11 protein-coding genes are annotated in these 22,606 nt (G+C 43.1%); 8 read left to right on the forward strand and 3 right to left on the reverse strand.

Features of this window, described 5'->3' with window-relative positions:
• The first annotated feature begins 832 nt into the window (after nt 1-832).
• From VPNCDNU1_RS21250 to VPNCDNU1_RS21260, 3 genes are all read left to right on the forward strand, one after another.
• On the forward strand, nt 833-1,705 hold the full coding sequence (locus tag VPNCDNU1_RS21250; protein ID WP_104402198.1) for a hypothetical protein: 873 nt from the start codon (nt 833-835) through the stop codon (nt 1,703-1,705).
• 11 nt (nt 1,706-1,716) lie between these two features.
• Entirely contained in the window at nt 1,717-12,111 is a 10,395-nt protein-coding gene (locus tag VPNCDNU1_RS21255; RefSeq protein WP_167404853.1) for a non-ribosomal peptide synthetase, read from the forward strand.
• A 61-nt stretch (nt 12,112-12,172) separates the two neighbouring features.
• Nucleotides 12,173-12,973 carry an HAD family hydrolase gene (locus VPNCDNU1_RS21260; RefSeq protein ID WP_104402200.1) on the forward strand — a complete coding sequence of 267 codons (801 nt, stop codon included), beginning with the start codon at nt 12,173-12,175 and terminating at the stop codon, nt 12,971-12,973.
• A 133-nt stretch (nt 12,974-13,106) separates the two neighbouring features.
• On the opposite strand, the gene VPNCDNU1_RS21265 is transcribed toward VPNCDNU1_RS21260, so the two are convergent.
• On the reverse strand, nt 13,107-14,477 hold the full coding sequence (locus tag VPNCDNU1_RS21265; protein WP_104402201.1) for an MATE family efflux transporter: 1,371 nt from the start codon (nt 14,475-14,477) through the stop codon (nt 13,107-13,109).
• Nucleotides 14,478-14,840: 363 nt separating this feature from the next.
• Here VPNCDNU1_RS21265 and VPNCDNU1_RS21270 point away from each other — a divergent pair, with 363 nt between their 5' ends.
• Nucleotides 14,841-15,566, forward strand: a complete 726-nt coding sequence (locus tag VPNCDNU1_RS21270) for a carbonic anhydrase (protein ID WP_104402202.1) — start codon at nt 14,841-14,843, stop codon at nt 15,564-15,566.
• Between the two features lie 111 nt (nt 15,567-15,677).
• Here the strand turns inward: VPNCDNU1_RS21270 and gatY are convergent, their stop codons facing one another.
• Both gatY and VPNCDNU1_RS21280 read right to left on the reverse strand, forming a co-directional pair.
• Nucleotides 15,678-16,535: a tagatose-bisphosphate aldolase subunit GatY gene (gene gatY, locus VPNCDNU1_RS21275; RefSeq protein WP_104402203.1), complete on the reverse strand. Its 858-nt coding sequence runs from the start codon at nt 16,533-16,535 to the stop codon at nt 15,678-15,680.
• A gap of 86 nt (nt 16,536-16,621) precedes the next feature.
• Nucleotides 16,622-17,905, reverse strand: a complete 1,284-nt coding sequence (locus VPNCDNU1_RS21280) for a D-tagatose-bisphosphate aldolase, class II, non-catalytic subunit (RefSeq protein ID WP_104402204.1) — start codon at nt 17,903-17,905, stop codon at nt 16,622-16,624.
• A 407-nt stretch (nt 17,906-18,312) separates the two neighbouring features.
• On the opposite strand from VPNCDNU1_RS21280, the gene VPNCDNU1_RS21285 reads away from it, so the two are divergent.
• Genes VPNCDNU1_RS21285 through VPNCDNU1_RS21300 form a run of 4 tightly spaced genes read left to right on the forward strand, consistent with a single transcriptional unit; the run spans nt 18,313 to nt 22,602 of the window.
• On the forward strand, nt 18,313-19,197 hold the full coding sequence (locus VPNCDNU1_RS21285; RefSeq protein ID WP_104402205.1) for a substrate-binding domain-containing protein: 885 nt from the start codon (nt 18,313-18,315) through the stop codon (nt 19,195-19,197).
• A 51-nt stretch (nt 19,198-19,248) separates the two neighbouring features.
• Nucleotides 19,249-20,751, forward strand: coding sequence for a sugar ABC transporter ATP-binding protein (locus VPNCDNU1_RS21290; protein WP_104402206.1), 1,503 nt, complete (start codon nt 19,249-19,251; stop codon nt 20,749-20,751).
• Nucleotides 20,744-21,682: an ABC transporter permease gene (locus VPNCDNU1_RS21295; protein WP_104402207.1), complete on the forward strand. Its 939-nt coding sequence runs from the start codon at nt 20,744-20,746 to the stop codon at nt 21,680-21,682. The genes VPNCDNU1_RS21290 and VPNCDNU1_RS21295 overlap by 8 nt, the downstream gene beginning before the upstream one ends.
• Nucleotides 21,679-22,602, forward strand: a complete 924-nt coding sequence (locus VPNCDNU1_RS21300; RefSeq protein WP_104402208.1) for a sugar kinase — start codon at nt 21,679-21,681, stop codon at nt 22,600-22,602. Before VPNCDNU1_RS21295 ends, VPNCDNU1_RS21300 begins: the two co-directional genes overlap by 4 nt.
• Nucleotides 22,603-22,606 lie beyond the last annotated feature (4 nt).

Raw genomic sequence — 22,606 nt, forward strand, 5'->3', positions numbered from 1 at the left:
AATCCAGATTATTACCGTAAATAAATAGGGTGATGACATATTCTGGATGCATATCACGTTAATTTGCAATAACTCAAAATTTTAAAATATTATAAAACGTAATTGGTTGTTTTTTAGAATCAATCTCACGAATAAATAACATTTATTGATAACGGGTATCTTCGGATTCTTAATTCTCATACTTGATTCATATAGCGTCAATGTAATTATAAACAATAAGATAGGATATAAGTAAGTGCCTCAAATTTGCGACTCTCACATATAATACAAATTACGAAAACAAAATTATTTTCGCGATCTTAGTTGTAAGAGAAATTACATTATTTAGTATGAGAAACTCTTCCGTCATGGATTTCACTGAAACTTGTATCACCATTGGTTTGTTAATTTTAGTTGTAATGATTTCTTATTTGTTTGGTAAAAATATTGATTTAAATTTGTTGGCGTTTGATTATAAATAAATACTAATAAATAGATAATTACAGGTTGTGAGACTTATGGTTTTAATATTTATAGCGTTAGGTATATATCCTTAATTTCTGTGTATTTTTTGAGGTTATATAGGGTAGTAATCTAATTTACTTAATGTAATGTATTGAAAAGTATCTAATAAAAATTAATAAGTAATATGAAATATTTGCTCACCGTCTAACGATGGTAGGGTTACTTTTTTTATTTGTTTGAAAATGACCATTAACTATTGGCATCTCATCTATTGTGGCGCTTCTTGTTATTCATGGCTTTCTACTTAGCTTAATAAGTGGCTCGCTCTGTTTCTTCTCGTCCAGAGAGTAGCTGCGCGCATTTTATATTATCGTCGGGGGGACTAAATATGTTGGAATTTGAAATATCGGACATCAAAGAAGAGCATTACAAACTGCTTGCGGATTTTTATGGTCGAGATCTTGGAGGAGAGGCGTTTTTTAAGTGGAAGCACTTCTTAGATCCCAATTACCAAAAGGAACGTAACCGAAAAGGGATCTACTATAAATCTTTATCGAGTTGCTTGGGCATATTTATGTCTAAGGTCTACGAATATCAATTTAATGAACGCCATTTCGTAATTAACCTAATGGGCGATTTAGGTATATCTAAATCCGTGAAATCCTCTCGTGTGTTAATTGATTTTTTCCAACATGCTCATTTAGACGGTGTGGATTTAGAAATCTGCTATTCCGATGATCGAAAAATAAAAACCTATAAAAAAATCTTCGAGAAATATTTCACAGATTCAACGCAAGTAATTCCATTCGTAGAATTGGTGTTAACCAGCAGTCATATCGAGAGCTATCAGTTCTTCGACCCCTATGACATCTCTACTTACTCTCTTAGTAACAATTTGGGTAGAGAGAAAAACCGACAAGCCATCGAATACACGAAACTTCACCCTCTTTACAACGACATTCATTACGTGGAAAAAGACGGTATGTACGCCATTGTTGGCGTAAACGATGAGTGCGCTGAAATTTTAGATATGTCAGGCACGAGCGACCGACACTTTGAATGGTCGATAAACGTTGCGATGAACTTTCATAGCCGTTGCAAAATACTCACGCCAAAGCAACGAATTTCACAGGTTATTCAGATAACCCAAAGTGAAGTGAAATCAGAAAAACCTATCAATATGCTTATTGGTTTTCACAACACCACCATTCCAACTTTCGACCCTGAAAATACATGGGTTTGCAGAATCGACAGACGATAAGAGACAAAAAAATGAAAAAAATTACCGCATCTCCATACTCTTATTTGTTCTGGAACGAATACACACTTAATCCGGATAGCTACGACTACAACATGGTATATGGTCAGCGAATTTCAGGTGATCTCAACATTAACCAGTTAGAGAATGCTTGTACCAAATTGTGCGAAGACCATGTGCTGTTCGGTAGACACATCAGTGAAGAAAATGGTGTTTTGTACTGGGTTAAGAATACTGAGAAACCAAGCTTTCAACATTTCAAAGGGCGTGACGCTTTTCAACCATTCATTCAAGCACCTCTTCATCTCGATAAAGGACCACTTTACCGAGTTGGGCTATTCAAAATTAGTGAGAACACTTACGACTTTGTGATTGTGATTAGCCACTTGCTTTTAGACGGTTCTTCATTAGAAGAATTTGGAACGGTATTAAGTCAGTATTATCAAGGCGACCACCATCATAACTGGCTATCCGAATCCGATATTGATTTAAAAAACTTAGTAATACAAAAAAGCGTTGATGCCTTAATTGAAGCCGGTGGAGCAGACTATTGGAAAGAGATGGCACGCAGCTTAGAAGTCAATCGAGCGATTCCATTTGAAGTCTCGAAAGAAGAAAGTGGCGCTGTTGAGGCGGTTAAGTTTGCTATTACAAAATCAGATTGGACAAACCTAAAGGAACAGTCCTCACTTCGTCGTGTCTCTCCATTCTTCGTTTTTTCACAGGTTTGGGGCGCGATGGTTGCCATTTGCAGTGGCGTGGAAAGCTTTTGTCTCAGTTACCCAGTAGCAATAAAAGAAGGTAGACCAATTTCACTTGGTTCGAACGTGAACTCTGCTGTACTGCCTATAGATATGAGAAGCGAGCGTACATTCAAAGACCTATACGAAGAAAATGTATCTTCATTTGGCAAAACCTATCAGAAAGGTCAGCGCCGTTACAACGAATTACCCACTCTGAATCTTGTGCAAGCGAGTGGTATAAAGAATTTGGACGTCGCGTTTTCACAGGCGTTTAGGCGAGATGCAGGGCTAGTTCTAGAGCATTGCGAAGTGAATGAATTGGATGATGTGCATGCTGATATTGGTTCTGCCAAAATCATTATGGAGTACGTAGAAAATGAAGCTCAGTTTGATTTTACGATTCGATTCCGCAGTTCTCTTATTGACCCTGCACGCACTCAATCCATTCCAGAGTACTTTACGGCAATACTCGAACAAGGCATGTTGAATCCTGATGCGCCATTAAACTCACTAATGTTGTCTCCAAAACATGAAATTCAACGGCTGAACGAGTTCGGTTCAACTCACGATGAGACCTCAGCCGAGTTATCTTCAATCAGCCAACGCTTTGAACAGATGGCGGAAAGCCATCCAAATAATGTTGCACTCAAAGATCATGATATTTCTTTAACCTATAAAGAAGTGAATGAACGTGCGAATCAGTTAGCTTCGGAGATACGGTCGCTGTATTTTTCTAGTCATGGCAAACCCATTGAACCGGATAGCAAGATTGCCATTTTTAAAGAGAAGTCGATTCAATTCCTCATTGATGCGATTGCAATTCTTAAGGCGGGCGCTGCCTACGTTCCTATGGCAGTTGGGTATCCGTCGGAGCGAATTCAATACATTCTTCAAGACACACATGCAAGCATGGTGTTGACCGATAGCGAGTCACTGGTCGCACTCAGCGAAGCGTGTCAGAACCTTGAAGTTTCGCCTTATTTACTTGCTACAGATAACACAGAATTGGGCAATTCACGCAGTAAAACGAATTTGAAACCCGTTGCTGGAGCACGCGATCTGGGTGCCATCATCTATACGTCTGGCACAACCGGAAATCCTAAGGGGGTGATGGTTGAGCAACACTCAATAACCTCATTGGTGGCACAGCCGAGTATTGTAGAAATTGACGAAAAGGATGTGTTCATTTTCTTATCCAGCCCGGTGTTTGATGTCTCTAGCTTTGAAATATGGGGGGCGTTGTTGAACGGGGCAACATTGGTTGTTCCGGGCAATACAAGAGAAATGGCCAGTGACGTTGCAGGTTTTAAAGCCATGTTGCAGCAGTACAAGGTCAACATGATAGCCACAACGACAGCTTTGTTTGACCACCTTTATGTCTCCGACAATGAAGTCTTTAACTCTCTAAAATTCCTTATGATTGGGGGAGAGGCTCTAACGCCATCTCTCATGAACCAAATAGCCAATCAAACGCCTCGACCAGACATTATTGTGAATGGGTACGGTCCGACAGAAGCAACGACGGTGTCTACCGCCTATCGCATTCAGCGTAATGAATCACACAAAACACTGCCAATTGGCCGAGCGATACTCAATCGGAAATTGTATGTATTGAACAAGCAACGCACGTTAGTGCCTGAAGGTGTGGTTGGGGAGCTATACATTGGCGGTGCGGGTCTGGCTCGTGGCTACTTAAATCGAGATGATTTAACGCAGTCCAGTTTCGTAGAAAACCCATACGCGACCGCAGAAGATATTAAGCTTGGCTTTGACAAGATGTACAAGACGGGCGACTTAGTACGTTGGTTACCGTGCGGAAATCTTGAATACTTCGGTCGTAACGACAGCCAAGTGAAAATTCGAGGGTTTAGAATCGAGCTGGGTGAAATTGAAGCTGCCATTGCTGACATTGAAGGCATTGCACAAGCAGCAGTGATAGACAGAGAAAATGAAGGCGTAAAAGTGCTTGCTGCGTACTATACGTTTGAAGAAGCTAAGTTTGAAGAAGCCAGGTTTGAAAGAACAGCCGTTGACTCTGAAACCATTCGCGAAACATTAGAAGCCAAACTGCCTGAGTATATGGTGCCTTCGAGTTTTACCTCGCTCGATAGCTTACCTATTACGATGAATGGAAAACTGGACAAATCGGCACTGCCTAAGCCAGCTGTTGATGCGTCGGATTCGTATGTTGCTCCTAGCAACCAAGTAGAGCGCGACCTTTGCGATATATGGAAGAAAATACTCGCAGTTGAGTCCGTGGGTATAACCGATAATTTCTTTCGTATTGGCGGCGAATCGATATTGGCTATTTTGGTCACAACGGAGCTTAGAAAAATAGGTTATACGTTGGATGTAAAAGATATCATCAGCCAGCCAACCATTGCGCAGCTTGCCAAGAGAATCAAAAACAATAACGAATTGATGCAAGATAGAGGAGCATCACTACAACCGTTCAGTGAGCAAGGCAGCCTAAAAGGGCGCCTATCACTCAATGCCATCCAGAAGTGGTTTTTCAACCAATCTTTCACCAACCAAAACCACTGGAACCAAGCGTTTACCTTCTCGATACCAAACGACTTAGGTGTTGAAAATCTCAATGATGTTTTGACAAAGGTGGCGGAGCATCACGACATATTGCGTGCGCGCTTTAGTTTGGATGATGGGGAAGTGATTCAAACCTATGAATCACACATGGCTGCCCCTAATATTCAAGTGTTAGAAATAGGGGAAGATCACGCCAAAGATCAAATTGCGTTAACCCAGCTTCAATCAAATTTTGATGTGTTTGAAGGACCACTTTGGAACGTCGCGTTATTGAAAAACGCACCGACGAGGACGAGCCACGTATTCTTCGCATTTCACCACCTAATTATGGATGCGGTTTCATGGCGTATTCTAGTGAATGACATAAAGCATCTCACTGAAGGCGGTGAGTTTACTCAGAAAGGCACCAGTTACCGCCAATGGTCTCAACTGCTTCAAGACTACACACAAGCACACCCGAACGAGAAAGAGTATTGGCGTTCGACTTTAGAAAACGTTGAGCGTTTGCCTTTAGCAAAAATAGAATCGACTCAATCAACGCTTTCTTTGGATAGCACCTTAACTTCCAAGCTCTTGCGCAGCTCGAACCACGGTTACCATACGGAAATAAATGATCTGTTACTTAGTGCGTTGGCAATCGCCTTAAAAACGGTGACCGGTTCGTCAACACAACATGTACTGCTGGAAGGACATGGTCGAGAAGCGATTAATGAACGAGCGGATGTCACACAAACAGTGGGTTGGTTTACCAGTATCAGCCCGATAGCGTTGAGTACCGGAACCAGTACTGAAGACACCGTTATTTCAATCAAAGAAACCGTGCGAAGCATTCCGAATAAAGGCGTGGCATTTGGTACCTTCTATCATTCCCCCGATTTTGGCGACTACGCACTGCCAAATGTCAGTTTCAATTACCTTGGGCAGCTGGGTACCAATGGGAAAGAAGAGAGTTGGGCAATTCACCCAGAGAACGTCGGACAAACCATTGGTGACGGAAACCATGATAAAACTGCGCTGGTGCTCAATTGTGTTGTAACGAATGACGAACTGGCTATCTATATCGACTCGCGTCTTGATTCTGAATCTACCTTGTCTTTTGAAAAAGCACTAAAAGATTCACTGATAAACGTTGTTGAGCATACGGATATGCTGGGGAGCAAAGGTGGAATTAAAACACCAAGTGACTACGCTGTGCCGTCGCTTTCGATTAGTCGACTAAGGCGATTACAAAACCGCTTTGCCGATATTGAGGCTATTCACCCTGCAACGCATTTGCAGCGCGGCTTGGTATTCCACAGCCTTAATCACCCAAACGACGATGCCTACCGAGTTCAATTACTACTGGATTATGCGTGTGCGCTTGACATAAAAACGTACGTTAAAGCTTGGACGTTAGCAGCAGAGACGTTTCCTATTCTTCGTACCAGCTTCGATTGGGAAGACGGTGAAATCATCCAAATTGTTCACCGCAATGCGAAGCTAACCGAAGAGGATTTCGAGTGCGTTGACTTAACCTCACTTTCGCCAGAACAGCAAGAAATTGAAATTGGTAACATTCAGCGTTTGGATCGACAAAAAGCGTTTGATTTATCCAAACCAAAACTAATTCGATTTGTAGTTATCAAACTCGCAGAACAGCGTTATACCTTATTGAAAACCGAGCACCACTCCATTTGTGATGGCTGGAGTATCCCAATCCTGCTAGGCACCGTGCATGAGTATTATGACGCGAGTGATAATGGGGGCGAGATACGAGTAAGCCCAGAGAATACTTACCTCGACGCGCAAGCATTCTTATCTAGCCAGCAAAAAGAAACGGATACGTTTTGGCAAGACAAGAAGGTATTGTTTGAACAAGCAAACGACGTAAGTGTCATGTTTGATAAAAAAGTGCCACTGACTGATATTGATGAAATAGCTAACCCATCAGAATCGTCACTACGCATTGATGGAGGCGCATACCACGAGCTAAAAAGGCTGTGTTTGTCTTCGGGGGTTACTGCAAACGTTGCGCTTCAGTTTGCTTGGCATAAATTGATTCAAATTTTCACTCAAGATGAACAAACCAACGTCGGCACCATCGTTTCAGGACGAGCCATTCCGGTAGAAGGAATAGAAAAGAGTGTTGGCTTATACATCAATACCTTGCCACTTACCGTCAATTGGTGCGCGGAACAATCGGTTCAGCAAGTGCTAAATGGTATCCAAGAGTCAATCTCGGAGTTGAACAGTCACAGCAATATCGCATTGTCGGATCTGCAATCCGATGGCGAGCGTTTGTTCCACAGCCTTATGGTGTTTGAAAACTACCCAATGCCGGAGAAGGTAACGGAGGGCATTGGCGCCCATATCGAATTCCGTTCTTCTGTCGAAAAGCTGGATTACCCGCTTGTACTGATGGCTTATGAACACGATGAATCAATGAGCCTTGTTCTTAAGTACGGTCAGGATTGGTTAGGCGAGGTTTCTTCACAGCGACTGCTTAACTTACTGGTTAGTATCCTTAATTCATCGCTTGTCGATACCACGTTGCTACAGAAGAATATCGTCGCAGAGCCCACATACACAGTGAACCGCTCCAGCCAAAGCGAACGATCCACTCATACTTTACAGTACTGGTTTGAGCACCACGCTTATCAAAACCCGCACGCCATTGCGCTGGAGTCTGAACAACAGCAACTCACGTATGAGCAAATGAACAATAAAGCCAATGCGCTGGCACGTTATATTCAAAATTGGCACCGAGAAGCGTACCAAACCGAGTTGGAACCGGATACTTTCATTGCCCTGTATCAAGACAAATCCACCGATCTGGTGATCAGCATGTTGGCGATACTCAAAGCGGGTGGTGCTTATGTACCGGTATCCACCTCCTATCCGGTAGAGAGAGCTTCATTTATTCTCGCAGATACAGGCGTTAGCTTGGTTTTGGCAGACGGGAAATCTTTGGTTGATAGTGAGGCACTTCAAGCGAGACACAGAAATGCAAGTTGGGTTGCCGTCGATAGTCTAGATCTGAGCGCGCATTCGAATTCGAGCAGTAATGTGACATGCCAATCCAGCAGTGACAGCTTAGGCGCGATCATCTATACCTCCGGAACCACGGGTAACCCGAAAGGCGTAATGATTGAGCAGCATTCCATGGTCGATCTTGTTATTCACGCGAACTACATCGACATTGATAGTCGAGATACCTTCCTGTTCCTTTCCAGCCCTGTATTTGATGCAGCAACACTGGAAATATGGGGCGCGTTGCTAAACGGTGGCAAACTCATCATTCCTGCCGATACCAAAGAGTTGGCAAGTAACATTGAGCGCTTTAGAAGCGTAATAGAAGACGTATCCATTCTTTGGGTGACGCGCAGCCTGTTTGATTATCTCTATATTGCCGACAAAACTCTTTTTGCTAACTTGAAATACTTACTCGTCGGAGGGGAAGCGCTAACACCTGATATTATGAAAGAGTTAGCGGAATCTACGCACAAGCCCGAGCATATCCTTAATGGTTACGGCCCGACGGAATGCACAACCTTTACCACGACCTATGAAATAGAGTCGGGTCTAGCAGACAAAACCATACCCATTGGTGCGGCAGTGTCCCATCGTGAATTGCATGTTTTGGATTCGCAATTACAGCCACTCCCTCAAGGTGCCATTGGTGAGCTGTATATTGGAGGAAGTGGCTTAGCTCGTGGTTATTTAAATCGACCAGACTTAACGGAAAAGGCGTTCCTGCCGAGCCCATTTACGCAAAATAGCGAGATGGATAATCAAGAGAGTAGGCTCTACAAAACAGGCGATCTCGTACGTTGGCTACCATGTGGAAACTTAGAGTACCTCGGTCGTAATGATTGCCAAGTTAAAATACGGGGTTTCCGAATTGAGTTGGGTGAAATTGAAAGCAGGTTAAACCAGGTTTCAGGGGTTAAACAGGCTGTTGTGATTGATATCGAAGAAGATGGCAATAAGTCTCTGGCTGCCTATATCGTACCAACAAATGCGACTTGCCAACTTGAAGAAGTACGTCAGACATTAGAAAACCAACTTCCGGATTACATGGTGCCTTCCAGCTTTACTATGCTAGAGAGCATTCCTCTAACGGTGAACGGGAAACTCGATAAACGAGCGCTACCAGAGCCTACCATAATAGACGATGACAATTACGTAGCGCCGAGAACACAGATAGAGCGGGATCTTTGTGCTGTTTGGATGCAGGTATTGGAACTCAAAAAGATAGGTGTTAGGGATAATTTCTTCCGAATTGGTGGCGATTCCATCCAGAGTATTCTTGTGACAACGGAACTCAGAAAGCTTGGTTATGTGTGTACTACTCGCGCTATTTTTGAGAACAAGACTATCGAATTACTGGCTAAGTACATTGGAGAAAATGACACACAAAATGACATTGTATCGGAGCAGGGTAACCTCGCTGGCGAGTTCGATTTATTGCCCATTCAGCAATGGTTTGATGAGCTAAAATTAGCAAATTCCAATCACTTTAATCAATCTTTTCTGATTCAAGTGCCCAACTTAGACGAAAGCCGCTTGAATGTCGCAATTCAAAAGTTGGTGGATCAGCATGACGCGCTGAGATTGCGTTTTACACGCAAAAATAGCCGTGTTGTCGCGCAAGAATATATCGATAAAGTTCATGTGCCAGCGGTGTTGTGTTGCGATTTAAGGGATACTGAAAAACAAATCCAAAATTTAATGACACAATGGCAGAGCGACTTCGATATCGAAAACGGACCGCTTTGGAAGTTCGTCTATTTGGACGGCGGAGAAAACAAGAGTGGTGAAATCAAGAGTGGTGAGAGCACAGGGTCGATGATTTACTGCGCGTTCCATCACTTGGTCATGGATTCTGTGTCTTGGCGAATCATCGTCGACGATTTAGAAAGGTTCTATGAAGGTGAGCAACCACAAGAGAAAGGCACGAGTTATCGCCAATGGGTGCTAGCGGTTAAGGACTACGCGAAACATCATTCAGGCGAGCAGGAATATTGGCTCGATCAAACGAAAGATCAGCCCGATTACCAGCAACACCCAGATGTAACGCAGGAAACGACGGTAGCAAAGGTTACGTTAGATCCTGTCAGAACATCGAAATTACTGGCCGAGGCGAACCACGCTTACAAAACGGAAATCAATGATTTGCTCTTAACGGCTTTAGGGATGAGCCTTAAGGGTTGGCATGGTAATGACGATTCATACATAACGCTGGAAGGACACGGCCGAGAAAATATTGGAGAGCAATACGACATTAACCAAACTGTCGGTTGGTTTACTACGGCGTACCCAGTCAAGATCCTTGGCGAAAACAGCCTTGCTGCGAGTATTCGAACAAACAAAGAAACCTTGCGCCAAATTCCGCAAAAAGGGTTGGGTTATGGCGCGTTGAGAGGTTTCTTACCCTCGGAAACCAATCGCCTAAAACAGCAGGTGTTGCCAAAGGTGAGCTTCAATTACCTCGGTCAATTTAGCACGAGCCAAGAAGCGAATTCGTGGACATTGGCAAACCAATATTCTGGCGAGGAAATAGCAGCTACGAATAAGAATGACAATGTTCTTACTGTGGCAGGTCGGGTTCAAGATAATCAATTGCACATGGACGTATTAGGCAGCTTCAAGCAAGAAAAAGTGGCTAAAATTGCACGAGATTTTATTGAAAGCCTAGAAGCCATTATTGATCACTGCACACAAGAAAACTTGCGTGAAACCTTTACGCCAAGCGATTTTCCTAATTCTAAAATCAGTATGGAAGAGCTTGATCGAATTCAAAACCAATTTGAGATTGAATCCGTGTATCAAGCAACGGGCGTTCAACGTGAGCTAATGTACTTTAATCGGATAAACCCAGATTTTCAGATAGACCAAAATGTCACGGAAATTAAGGGGGATTTTAATCCAGAAATACTCGAGCAAGCGTGGAATTTAGCGGCTCAACGATACGATGTGCTAAGAGCCGGTTTTACTGACAAAGCGTTTGCAGGCTACCCTAATCTGTTCATTAAAAAGAAGGTAACTATCCCCTTTGAAATGATGGATTGGACAGAAGTTGATAACGAACTGTTAGAACAAAAAATACGTGACAAAACGTTGTTAGAGCGGAATACGTCGTTCAACATCGAATATGCACCACTGATAAAACTCGTGTGTATTCGCGCATCACAAGGCAGGCACTATCTAATTCAAACCTTCAATCATATTTTGTTTGATGGATGGTCGGTTGGAATTTTAAATGCCGAGTTGATGAAGGACTATCGAGCGCTGACATTAGGTAAACCTGTTTCGGTCACACCGTTAAGCTTCGAGCCTTTCCCAGAGTACCTACTGAACACGTTTGATCGTGAAGGAGCGGAAGCATTTTGGGGAGACTACTTAAAAGGGGCATCTTTAAACCAACGTTTACCGTTCTCTAACGAGAAACCCGTAGATACGTTTATAGAAAAGCGGATGAAGGGCATTGGTGGTCAGCTCTCAAACGCCCAAACAAGAAAGCTTTACCAGTTTGCGGAAACCAGTGGATACACGCCGAATCAGATAACACAGTTGGCATGGTGCGCAACGTTGGCGGAAGTTTTGGAAACCGAAGATATCTGTATTGGCACCACCATGAGTGACAGACCAGCGGAAATCGACGATGTTGAATCTTTATTCGGTTTGTTTGTTGCCAGCCCAGTGTTACGAGTTAAAGGGATAAAAAACAAATCCATAGGGAAACATTTGGAGGGCATTGCGCTAAGCCAGCTTGATAGGCAGCAATATGCTTTCCATGAGCTTAATCACTACGATGAGCAATGGGTACCGACTTCTCCGTTTGGCAGTTTATTTGTGTTTGAAAACATGCCGGACGGCGAAACAGCGGAAAAGCCGCCTTTTGAATATGAAGTGGTTGACGTAGTGAGTGGCAGTAACCATCAAACGGTTTTGTGTTTGGTTCCAACGGCAGACAACTTGATGTTAAAGCTGTTTTTCGATTCTAACGAGCTTTCTAAGCAACACGTTCAAGAGGTGTTCGATCGATTCATTATGAACGTAGATCAGCTTACGGCTTCACAAGACGTGTTATCAAAAAGCTTGAAACATGTCGTTGAAGGAACAAAAACTATCGCTTTGTAATGCTCGAATTTGTTGGTTGACTTAAGCCGCTTTGTGGCGGCTTTTTCTAAAGGAATATTATATGTATCAGGCAATTGTATCGGATCTCGATGGAACTCTATTGAATAGCCAAGGGGAGCTATCACTTGAAACGATTCAGGTACTGGAAGATTTCTATCAGGATGGCGTTGTGGTAATGGTGGCAACTGGGCGTTTTGATACGGACGCAAGACGCGCACTCACTGGGCTTTCATTTAATCCGGTTATTGTTTCTTGCAACGGGGCAATGATAAAAGGGGCGGAATCCTACGCGCAGTTTACGCAATGTTTACCAATAACACTGAGTGAATCCCTACTGAATCGAGTGACGGATCTTCCATTCCATATTACGGTATTTTCCGAAAAAGGCTGGCATATGGTCGAAGAGAATCCTTTCTTTGAAGACTACATTGCCCAGTCGGGTTTAACCTGCGATTACACCACGAAAGAAGAGATAAAAAGTATCGAGGCGCTTAAAATTTTACTTCAAGGAAGTGAAGAGCAAGTGAACCATTACTGCATGATCTTAAAAGATGAATTTGGTGCCCATGCCAATATTTGTAAGTCCTCTCCAAATACCATCGATATTGTGATGAAAGGGCTTTCTAAAGCGGAAGCCATAACGTATTTCTTATCGAAAAAAGGCATAAACATGAACGATGTTATCGCCTTTGGTGACGCAATGAATGACTTAGAAATGCTGCAACAAGCTGGTGAAGGCGTCGTTATGGGCAATGCGATGCAAGAGTTAGTTGAAGCGATTCCCCTGTGCATCAGAACGCGTTCAAACGATGAAAATGGCGTGGCGTATTTTCTTACTTCTTTAAAAGAAACTGAGGTGTAATTCACCAAAGAAAGTACAGCAAAACTGAAACCAAAAAAGAAGCTCCGACTTTTAGGTCGGAGCTTCTTTGATTAATGTACCAGTCTATGAATTCTCCTTGAGGTAGAGGTATCAAACCCAGAGCATTCAGAGATTACTTAGCCATGTAGCTATAACGAACTGATTCGTCTTGTTTGTGTATCCATTTCAATCTAAGTGACAGCAGTAAAGCCGCCGCTGAGAGCCCAACAATAAACCCTACCCAAAAACCCGCAGCACCCATGGGTTCACCAAAGATATCCGTCATCCCGAACGCGTACCCAGTGGGTAACCCAATCAGCCAATAGGAAACTAAGGTGCAATAGAATATGGCTCTCATGTCCTTATAACCACGTAGTGCACCAGCCGCGATAACTTGGATGGTGTCTGCCATTTGGTAAGCGGCAGAAAACAAAAGTAAATGCATGGCAAAAGTAATGACAGAAGCATTATCTGTGTAGAGCTCTGTAATGGCCTCGCGAAACACCACTGTTAAAATACCGGTTAACACCGCAAGTGAGCACCCAACGATAAACCCAACATTGGCAGAAACCTTCGCACCGTTTGCGTTACTTTCTCCAAGTTGATGCCCAACTCGAATACTCACTGCTGCCCCTAAACTTAGAGGAAGCATAAAGATAAGCGAGGAATAATTAAGTGCTATCTGATGCGCTGCAACCATAACGGATCCGAGAGGCGCGATAATAATGGCAACAACGGAAAAGAGCGTGACTTCGAAGAAAATCGATGCCGCAATCGGGAACCCCAATTGAAATAGCCTGCGCTGAGCGCTGAATTTAGGTAAATACAACTTAGAAAAAGTGCCGATAGGTTTAAGCTTTCGAGCGGTCACTACATAAAACACCATGGCAGAAAGCATTAGCCACTGAACGATGGTTGTCGCAACACCACAGCCAACGCCACCCAGTGCAGGTGCACCAAACTCCCCATAAACAAACATCCAATTCAGAGGAATGTTCGCAAAGAGTCCGATAAAACTGATGACCATTGCGGGTTTGGTTAATGACATACCATCGGTAAAACTTCTAAATGCCTGAAAAAGCATAACGGCGGGCACCGCAGGCATTACCATGTTCATATAGCCTGTTGAAATATCTTCCAGTTTAGGCTCGACATTCATTAACCCAAGGATCCACTGCACTTGAAAGAAAACAGCGATGATAGGCACACTGACAAACAAGCCCATTGCGATGGCTTGTTGTACTTCATTTGCAATTTCGCTTTTACGATTCGCCCCATTTAATTGAGCAACGATTGGCACTAATGCCATCAATATACCGATTCCGAACAAAATGGTAGGCAGCCAAATGCTGGTGGCTATGGCGACTCCAGCGAGATCGGTTGCGCTTACTCCACCAGCCATTACGGTATCGACAAACCCGATACCCGTTTGTGCAACAGACGCGAGAAGAATGGGGGTAGCCAGTTTAACTAGACGTGATATTTCATCTTTATAGGTTTGCACGTGTGCTCCATTGCTTGAGTATGAGATTACTCAATTTCGATGAAAACATAATAAAGAAATGCCTACGCAGAGCATAGAAGTAATCCGCGAAATTCAGTAACAAAGTTGGGAATGCAGAGAATAATTAATAACAAAGATATTAATAATTTAGCATTAATATCAAGGATAGATACGCGTCTCTTTTTGCCATGGGAAAGGTAATGAGATATGCATTGTGTTACAGCGGTGCAATATGTGAGAAATGAAATCATTAATTGCATAAAAATAGTTAAGGGCATTCCGCAATATAGTGTTTCCGTGGTTTTCATACCTCACCTTTAATTGGTTAATGCGTGAGAATTGTTAAGTGAAAGAGGCAACTATATGAAAAATGTAAAATTGACACTGGTCGCAGGCGTTTTGGCTTCATCATTTGCCATGCCTTCAATGGCGGCAGATTGGTCGTACGAAGGTAAGCATGGCGTTGACGAGTGGGCAAAACTGTTCGCAACGTGTGGGGAAGGTAAAAATCAGTCTCCAGTGAATATATCTGATGCACTAAAAGCAAAAAAGCAGCCAGTAACGCTGACTTATCAAGGCTCTGCGACCGAAGTTGTGAATAATGGGCACGCTATTCAAGTGAACGTTGAAGGGCATAATACGCTCACATTAGAAGGCGGAGAATACGAATTGAAGCAATTTCATTTCCACACGCCGTCTGAGAACACCATTCTAGGTAGACAGTTCCCACTGGAAGTTCACTTTGTACATGCGAATACAAAAGGGGAGTTGGCGGTAGTTGGCATTATGTATGAGCTGGAATCTAAGCCGAATCAGTCTCTTAAAGCATTGCTGAGCGACACATTGAAATCTAAAGAGAAAAAACCGTTAGATGCGGGTTTCGATCTCGCACAGTTGCTGCCAGAGGAGCAAGATTACTACCGCTTTAACGGTTCACTCACCACACCACCATGCAGCGAGGGTGTACGTTGGGTATTAATGAAAGAGCCGTTGAGCGCGAGTAAAGATCAAATCGATACGTTTGCTCAATCGACGGGTATGAATGCACGTCCGGTTCAGCCTATTAATGGACGCATCGTCGTAAAATAGCCAATTTTGGTTTGGGTTGGCAGGCATTAGAAAGAATAAAGCGCCTAAGTTTTTGAATGAAAACAGGCGCTTTATAGTTCAGTTGATCTTTTCTTCTATTTTTCAACTACCCTAAAGTTTTCCTTCGCTTTTACACATCAAGATTTTTTCTTTAACCAACTTTGCCATGGCTGCTTTTGGCGCTTCGTTATAAATTCTTGGATCGTTGACGGTCGGGTCTTCATTGAACGCATTTTTTAAAGAATCAGCAAAGGCGATTTTTAACTCAGTAGCAACGTTAACTTTAGCAACGCCGTGAGAAATGCAGCGCTGGACATCCGCAACACTGACCCCCGATGCACCATGCAATACCAAAGGGATATCGATGAGTTTCGCGATTCGCTCTAGGCGGTCGAAGTCTAGTCTCGGTTCGTCTTTGTAAAGCCCATGAGCCGTCCCTATTGCCACGGCAAGTGAGTCTATATTGGTTTGTTCTACCAGCTTTACTGCATCTTCAGGGTTGGTATAAGGGTCCGCGACCGATTCGACAATCAAGTCATCTTCTTGACCTACAAGCTGACCAATTTCCGCTTCCACACAGCAGCCATAAGAGTGGCAAAGATTAACAGCAGCCTTTGTGAGTTTTATATTGTCTTCCAATGGCAGAGCACTACCATCGACCATTGCAGAGCGAACACCAAGCTTCACTTTTTGTTCTATATCAGAGATTTTATGGTGATGATCAAGGTGGATAACAACTTGGATATTCCTTTCATACGCGGCGGCATTCACCATATGGATCAGCTCTCTCGCACCACCGTATTGGTACGTGCCCGGCGTGCCAGCCAAGATAACAGGGGATTCCATTGACTTGGCAGTATCTAAGATGACTTGCACTGTTTCTAGGTTGTGAAAATTAAACGCAGGAACGGCGTAACCTTCGTGCCTTGCTTTGTTTAACCAGTAATTGCTATTTATGATGTTATTCATAAATCTTCCCTTTTAATGAATGCCTGTGTTATCTAAAGAGACTAACGGCGAGAGCAAGCGATAAAGTTAAATGTGATGTCTCACGTTTACGTATTGGAGTGGCACGCTTGGCTATAGGTATTGGTGACTTCCATTATCTTGTCTAGAACGATTTCTTTCGGGTGGTTCGATATATCCCCATTACCTATTTTTTTTGATTGATTTGGTAAGTACTGGCTTAACAACGTTATTGGAGGAGGTGAGTGAACCAAATTTTCGAATAATTGTTCTACAGCCTGTTTTACCTTCTTATTTGGCCAGTAATACCGGATGCGGTCGCTCAAACTGTAGTGCCTGTCGATATACTGCTGCTTACCTGATGTCTCGTAGTAGCGCTGCCAATAAATCGGTTCGTTTGTCATGACCTCTTCGATCACTCTCTTAAGATCTGAGCTCTCTTTCTTGTCTATCCATTCTTCTTCCACATCGGCTAATGCAAAAAGTGCCTCGCGCAAAGCAAACGTTAAGGCTGGTCCCACCTTAAGAATCGCGAAGTGATCTTCGACGAGTTGTCTATATGCGCTTTGGCTTTGATAATCGGTGGAATGAGCTTCAAACAGCAGATTTTGGTGACCTTCTATCATGCTGCTTAAAGGTTTGGCTTTTTCCGTTTTGTAATGCGCGACATTATGGTGATCGAACTCGACACCGGGTTGAACAACGAGTCCGATAACCCGTTGCCAAACTTCTTCTAAACCCACTCTGGTAAAGGTTTTTTTATGCACTCTGATCGTTTGTTCTGCCGCTTTGTCGTCGGTGACTTCAAGGGTATGATCGAGTGGTTCTAACGCGCCACCTGGTGTAGGTACCTCAGTGCCAATGATGTAAACAGGTGCTGGTCCGCCGACGGCTTTCCATGTTTCTTCTGCTACCAAGCAAAGAGCAGCCGCACGATCCGCGATTGTTTCATCGCTAAGCGGTGTGGGGTCGTCTGAACATGGCATTGAACAATCTAGGTGAATCTTCCGAAACCCGGCTTCTACATAACTTTGTATCAAGTCTTCAGATTTACTCATTGCCGACGCTGCTGGTTCCGATTGCCAGCAATTGGGACCAAGGTGATCACCGCCCAGTAGAATTTTATCCAAAGGCATCGATATTGATTCTGCGATAGAAAAGACCAATTCCCTAAATTGAATTGGGGTCATCCCTGTATACCCACCAAATTGGTTTACTTGGTTGGAAGTGGATTCGATGAGAACGGGCTGTCCATCTTGTAAACACTGCTTTAGCGCCGCTTCTAACACCAAGGGGTGAGCAGAGCAGACAGAATAGATACCGACTCTTTTCCCTGATTTATGCTGCGTAACCAAATTAAGCAACTCTTTCACTATAAATCCTTTCGAAAGCTTTCTTTTTGTTGTTGTTGGAATTTAAAAGAAAGTGTTCAAAAAAAACAAAAGATTGATCACGTAGATTGAAAAATAGTCTAAAAATGCAATTAAATGTGATTTGTATCACTTTAGGCGATCATTTTGAGTCTGAAATCGCATTTTCTCATTCGTTATTGACTTATATGTCGATAAAAATTGATCGATATCTAACTTGTGTTAGCTTTCCTTTGCTTTTTATATCTTGTTGTATCATTTTTGTACTTGCTGAATTTGGTGGTCATAAAACGTACATCTAACTGGGTAATCTAAAATAGATGAGGTATCAGTTACATATACGGGCAGGCTGCTAATAGATAAATGGACGAATAACGTCCTAATCAAACGTGGAATACAAGGAAAGTAAGATGAAAAATATTAAGTACTTATTTACTTCGTTATCAATTTTGACAGCGTTCTCAATGAATGTTCACGCTGCTAACGAGCATACCATTTGTGCCTCTTTGCTTACTCAATCACACCCATTTTACATTGCCCTAGGTGAAGGTTTAAAAGCAGGAGCGAAAGAAAACAAAGCGGATTTGAAAGTGTCCATCGCTAACCAAGATTTGGCGAAACAAATCAGTGATATCGAAGACTGCATTATAAAGAATGTGGACGCGATTATTATTTCACCTGTGGATTCCAAAGGTATCAGAGGACCATTGAAAAAAGCAGAGCGCGCCAACATTCCCGTGCTCACAGTGGATATAGGGGCGGAGAACAGTAAGGTGGTTTCACATATCGCGACCGATAATTATGGTGGTGGTGTAGAAGCAGGAAAACTGGCCAAGAAACATCTAAAAGGTAAGGGGACAGTAGTGATGTTGTCTTACCCTGGCATTTCGTCAGTGGAAGATCGACTACGTGGCTTCCGTGATGCAGTAGCCGATACAGACATTGAAATTGTTGCCGTCCAACCCGGGAAAACGCGTGAGGAGTCTTTGACCTCGACAATTAACATGCTTCAAGCCAACCCAGAGACAGATCTGATTTTTGCGTTTGGCGACGACATGATGATAGGCGCGGGTTTAGCGGTTACCAAACAATCTTCAAAAGCAGTCGTTATTGGCTTTGATGGTATGCCAGAAGGGATCAAAGCCGTGGATGACAATGCGCATTTGATTGGGGTAGTTAAACAGGATGCCGACACCATGGGTAAAACAGCGGTAAGAGCAGCCGTTGACCACTTAAATGGTAAGAAAGTCGATTCTGAATACCCGATTGTGCCTGTTCTTTATACTGGAATGTAGTTATCGGAATGAAATAGAGCTGATGAGCTCTATTTCATTCAGGACGTCTTTATGCAAAAAATTCTGTTAGAAACAAAAGATCTGAGCAAACATTTTGGTGCGGTAAAAGCCGTGGATGGTCTTACTATTCAGTTGTCATCGGGTCGAGTACATACGATTTTGGGAGAAAATGGTTGTGGAAAGTCCACGACACTAAAAATGTTGGCTGGAGTCCATTCTCCCACTCGAGGACAGATCCGACGAAATGGTCGCGAGGTAAATTTCAAGTCACCAATGGATTCAAGAGAGAGCGGAATTGCGATTATCTTTCAGGAGCTTTCTCTGTGTAATAACTTGACCGTTGCGGAAAATATTTATGCCAACAATGAACCTCAAACGCGAGGAATCATTGATGACTCAAAAATGATAGAAGACACCAAAGCGCTTCTTGAAAAGTACAAGATCCCCATTTCTCCAACGATAAAAGTCAGCGCACTGTCTATGGCACAGCGGCAGTTAGTCGAAATAGCCAAAGGGCTAAGCTACTTTTCGGACGTCGTTATTTTTGATGAACCTTCATCTTCTTTATCTGATTCGGAAGTTGAAATTCTATTTCGCATCATTGCCGAGCTTAAATCAGAAGGCAAAGCCATTGTTTACGTGAGTCACAAAATGGCTGAAATAATGAGAATTTCCGACGACATAACAGTGATGCGCGATGGGCAGTACATCGATACGGTAGAGAAAGAGCAAACGAACATTGATTCATTGATCACCATGATGGTTGGGCGAGAAATGGACGACATTTACCCCGACAAAATTGATGAACTACAACCGCTGGGCGAACCTGTTCTTAAGGTCCGAACGCTAACGAATCCGGCCTATTTCCAAGAAGTCAGCTTTGATCTTCATGCGGGTGAGGTTGTCGGCTTTTTTGGGCTTGTTGGTTCAGGTCGCTCCGATGTTATGAATGCGCTTTTTGGTATGTTGCCATATCAAGGAAGTATCGAAGTGAAGGGCAAGTCGCTGAACATATCTAGCCCAAGCGTCGCGATAAACCATGGGATTGCGTTCGTGACGGAAAACAGAAAGGAAGAAGGTTTGGTGTTAGAGCACAGTGTGCATATCAATTGCAATCTTGCCTCTTTTGAAGATGTGGCAACCGCAGGTATCAGAAACCCCAGTGAAGAGCTGCGAATTACAAAAGGCAGCATCAAAAAAATGAACATTAAGGTTCACGATGAACACCAATCCGTTGGGTCATTGAGTGGAGGAAATCAGCAGAAGGTCGTGCTAGCCAAATGGCTAGAAAAAAAGCCTGACATTCTGATCTTAGACGAGCCCACACGAGGGGTGGATGTAGGTGCAAAGTTTGAAATCTACAGCATTATTCGAGATTTGACGGCAACAGGAACAGCGGTGATTTTGGTTTCTTCAGAATTGCCAGAAGCGCTGAATATGAGTGACCGATTGTTTGTCATGCGTAACAAGCGAATCGTTAAGGAATTGAATACTAAAGGGTTATCTCAGGACAAAGTTATGGTTTACGCGACAGGAGTGGATTCAAATGATTAGGATGTTCGTAAAAGAGTATGGCGGGATTCTAGGTGGGCTTATTCTACTTATCGTCGTGTCTTCATTTTTATCTGAATACTTTTTGTCGATGAATAATTTTACCAACATATTGCTTCAAACATCGATTGTCGCAATTGTTGCATTCGGGATGACCTACGCCATTTTACTGGCTGGAATAGACTTGTCTGTTGGTTCTATCGTCGCTTTAACTGGGTTGGTATTGGTGGTGGGGCTAACGAGTGGACTACCATTCTCGCTCATGTTGCCCATCGCTTTAGGCGTTTCCGTTTTTTGTGGATTTGCAAATGGTTTTATTACCACGTGGTTAGGCGTACACCCTTTTATCGTCACAATGAGTTTTATGGGGATTTGGCGTGGTGCCGCAATGCTGACCAGTGATGGTAAAGCCATTTCTCTCTATGACAATGCGCCTTTTGAGTATGTATTTAATGGCTACTTTCTCGGAATACCATTTCCCATCATCATTCTAATTGCGATGATTGCGCTTAATCATTTTCTTTTATCTAAAACAACATTTGGAAGAAAGATATACATCGTTGGCGGGAACCCTGAAGCTGCTGCTTATTCAGGAATAAATGTGGCGAAAACGACGGTCTACTCATACATGATAACGGGGCTAATGGCTGGGATTGGTGGCGTCATGTTGGCATCCCGAATGTTCTCGGCACAACCTACATCAGCAAATGGAATGGAGCTTGATGCCATTGCAGCCTGTGTTCTCGGTGGGACATCTCTAACCGGCGGCAGAGGGACCATCATTGGTACCCTGATAGGTGCGCTCATTATTGCTGTTTTAAGCAATGTTATGAGTTTAATGAATGTCGATTTCTTTGTTTCTCTCATCGTGAAAGGAATAGTGATTCTCATCGCGGTGGGAATAGACGTATACAAAAACAAGAAAGGTAAATGATGAAGATTGTAACCATTGGTGAAATTGTCGTTGAGATAATGGCGACAGAACGTAACCAGCAATTATCACAAACCGGACTTTTTTCTGGCCCGTTTCCAAGTGGCGCTCCTGCGATATTCATTGACCAAGTTGCTAAGCTCGGAGTGGAATGCGCTATTGTGTCTGCCGTTGGAAATGACGGATTTGGGGAACTGAATATCAACCGACTTCGTGACGATGGCGTCGATGTTAGTGGGATAACTGTTTTAGAAAAGGAAACCACCGGTAGCGCCTTTGTAACTTATTACTCGGATGGCAACCGAGATTTCATCTTCAACATTAAAAACGCTGCTTGTGGAAAGCTGAGTCTAGAAAACGCGAACCTAGAGGTATTTAAAGATTGCACGCACCTTCATGTCATGGGCTCTTCTTTGATCAGCGACGACATCGTACAGCTTACGCTTGAGGCTATAAAACGAGTAAAAGAAAAGGGGGGAACGGTGTCATTTGATCCTAATATTCGTAAAGAATTGTTAGATGATAAAATGGCTCGTTCACTCCTCCAGATCCTTGAAAATACCGATACCTATTTACCTAGTGAAGCGGAAATCACTACGTTATCTAAGTTTGAAGATCAGAGTGCTGCAATTAACGATTACTTCGAACATTTTAACGTGAAGGAAGTGGTTTTAAAGTGTGGTTCAAAAGGCGCGACTGTATTCACCCAAAGCAAAAAGTACGTTCAACCGCCTTTCGCAGTGGACGAAGTTGACCCTACAGGGGCTGGAGATTGTTTTGGAGGCGCGTATATTGCGTGTCGAGTAAGAGGACAAAACATAGAGGAAGCACTACGTATTGCAGCAAAATGTGGTTCGCGTTCTGTAACGGTGACCGGGCCGATGGAAGGCACATCGCGGCTGGAAGAATTAAACGGGCTATAGAGTA

Origin of the sequence: Vibrio penaeicida, from assembly GCF_002933855.1 — a bacterium.
Classification (GTDB): domain Bacteria; phylum Pseudomonadota; class Gammaproteobacteria; order Enterobacterales; family Vibrionaceae; genus Vibrio; species Vibrio penaeicida_A.

Excerpts from the sequence above, each read along its gene's own strand:
- VPNCDNU1_RS21250 (WP_104402198.1), top strand. The coding sequence starts at position 833 with ATGTTGGAATTTGAAATATCGGACATCAAAGAAGAGCATTACAAACTG.
- VPNCDNU1_RS21255 (WP_167404853.1), top strand. The coding sequence starts at position 1,717 with ATGAAAAAAATTACCGCATCTCCATACTCTTATTTGTTCTGGAACGAA.
- VPNCDNU1_RS21260 (WP_104402200.1), top strand. The coding sequence starts at position 12,173 with ATGTATCAGGCAATTGTATCGGATCTCGATGGAACTCTATTGAATAGC.
- VPNCDNU1_RS21270 (WP_104402202.1), top strand. The coding sequence starts at position 14,841 with ATGAAAAATGTAAAATTGACACTGGTCGCAGGCGTTTTGGCTTCATCA.
- gatY (WP_104402203.1), bottom strand. The coding sequence starts at position 16,535 with ATGAATAACATCATAAATAGCAATTACTGGTTAAACAAAGCAAGGCAC.
- VPNCDNU1_RS21285 (WP_104402205.1), top strand. The coding sequence starts at position 18,313 with ATGAAAAATATTAAGTACTTATTTACTTCGTTATCAATTTTGACAGCG.
- VPNCDNU1_RS21290 (WP_104402206.1), top strand. The coding sequence starts at position 19,249 with ATGCAAAAAATTCTGTTAGAAACAAAAGATCTGAGCAAACATTTTGGT.
- VPNCDNU1_RS21295 (WP_104402207.1), top strand. The coding sequence starts at position 20,744 with ATGATTAGGATGTTCGTAAAAGAGTATGGCGGGATTCTAGGTGGGCTT.
- VPNCDNU1_RS21300 (WP_104402208.1), top strand. The coding sequence starts at position 21,679 with ATGATGAAGATTGTAACCATTGGTGAAATTGTCGTTGAGATAATGGCG.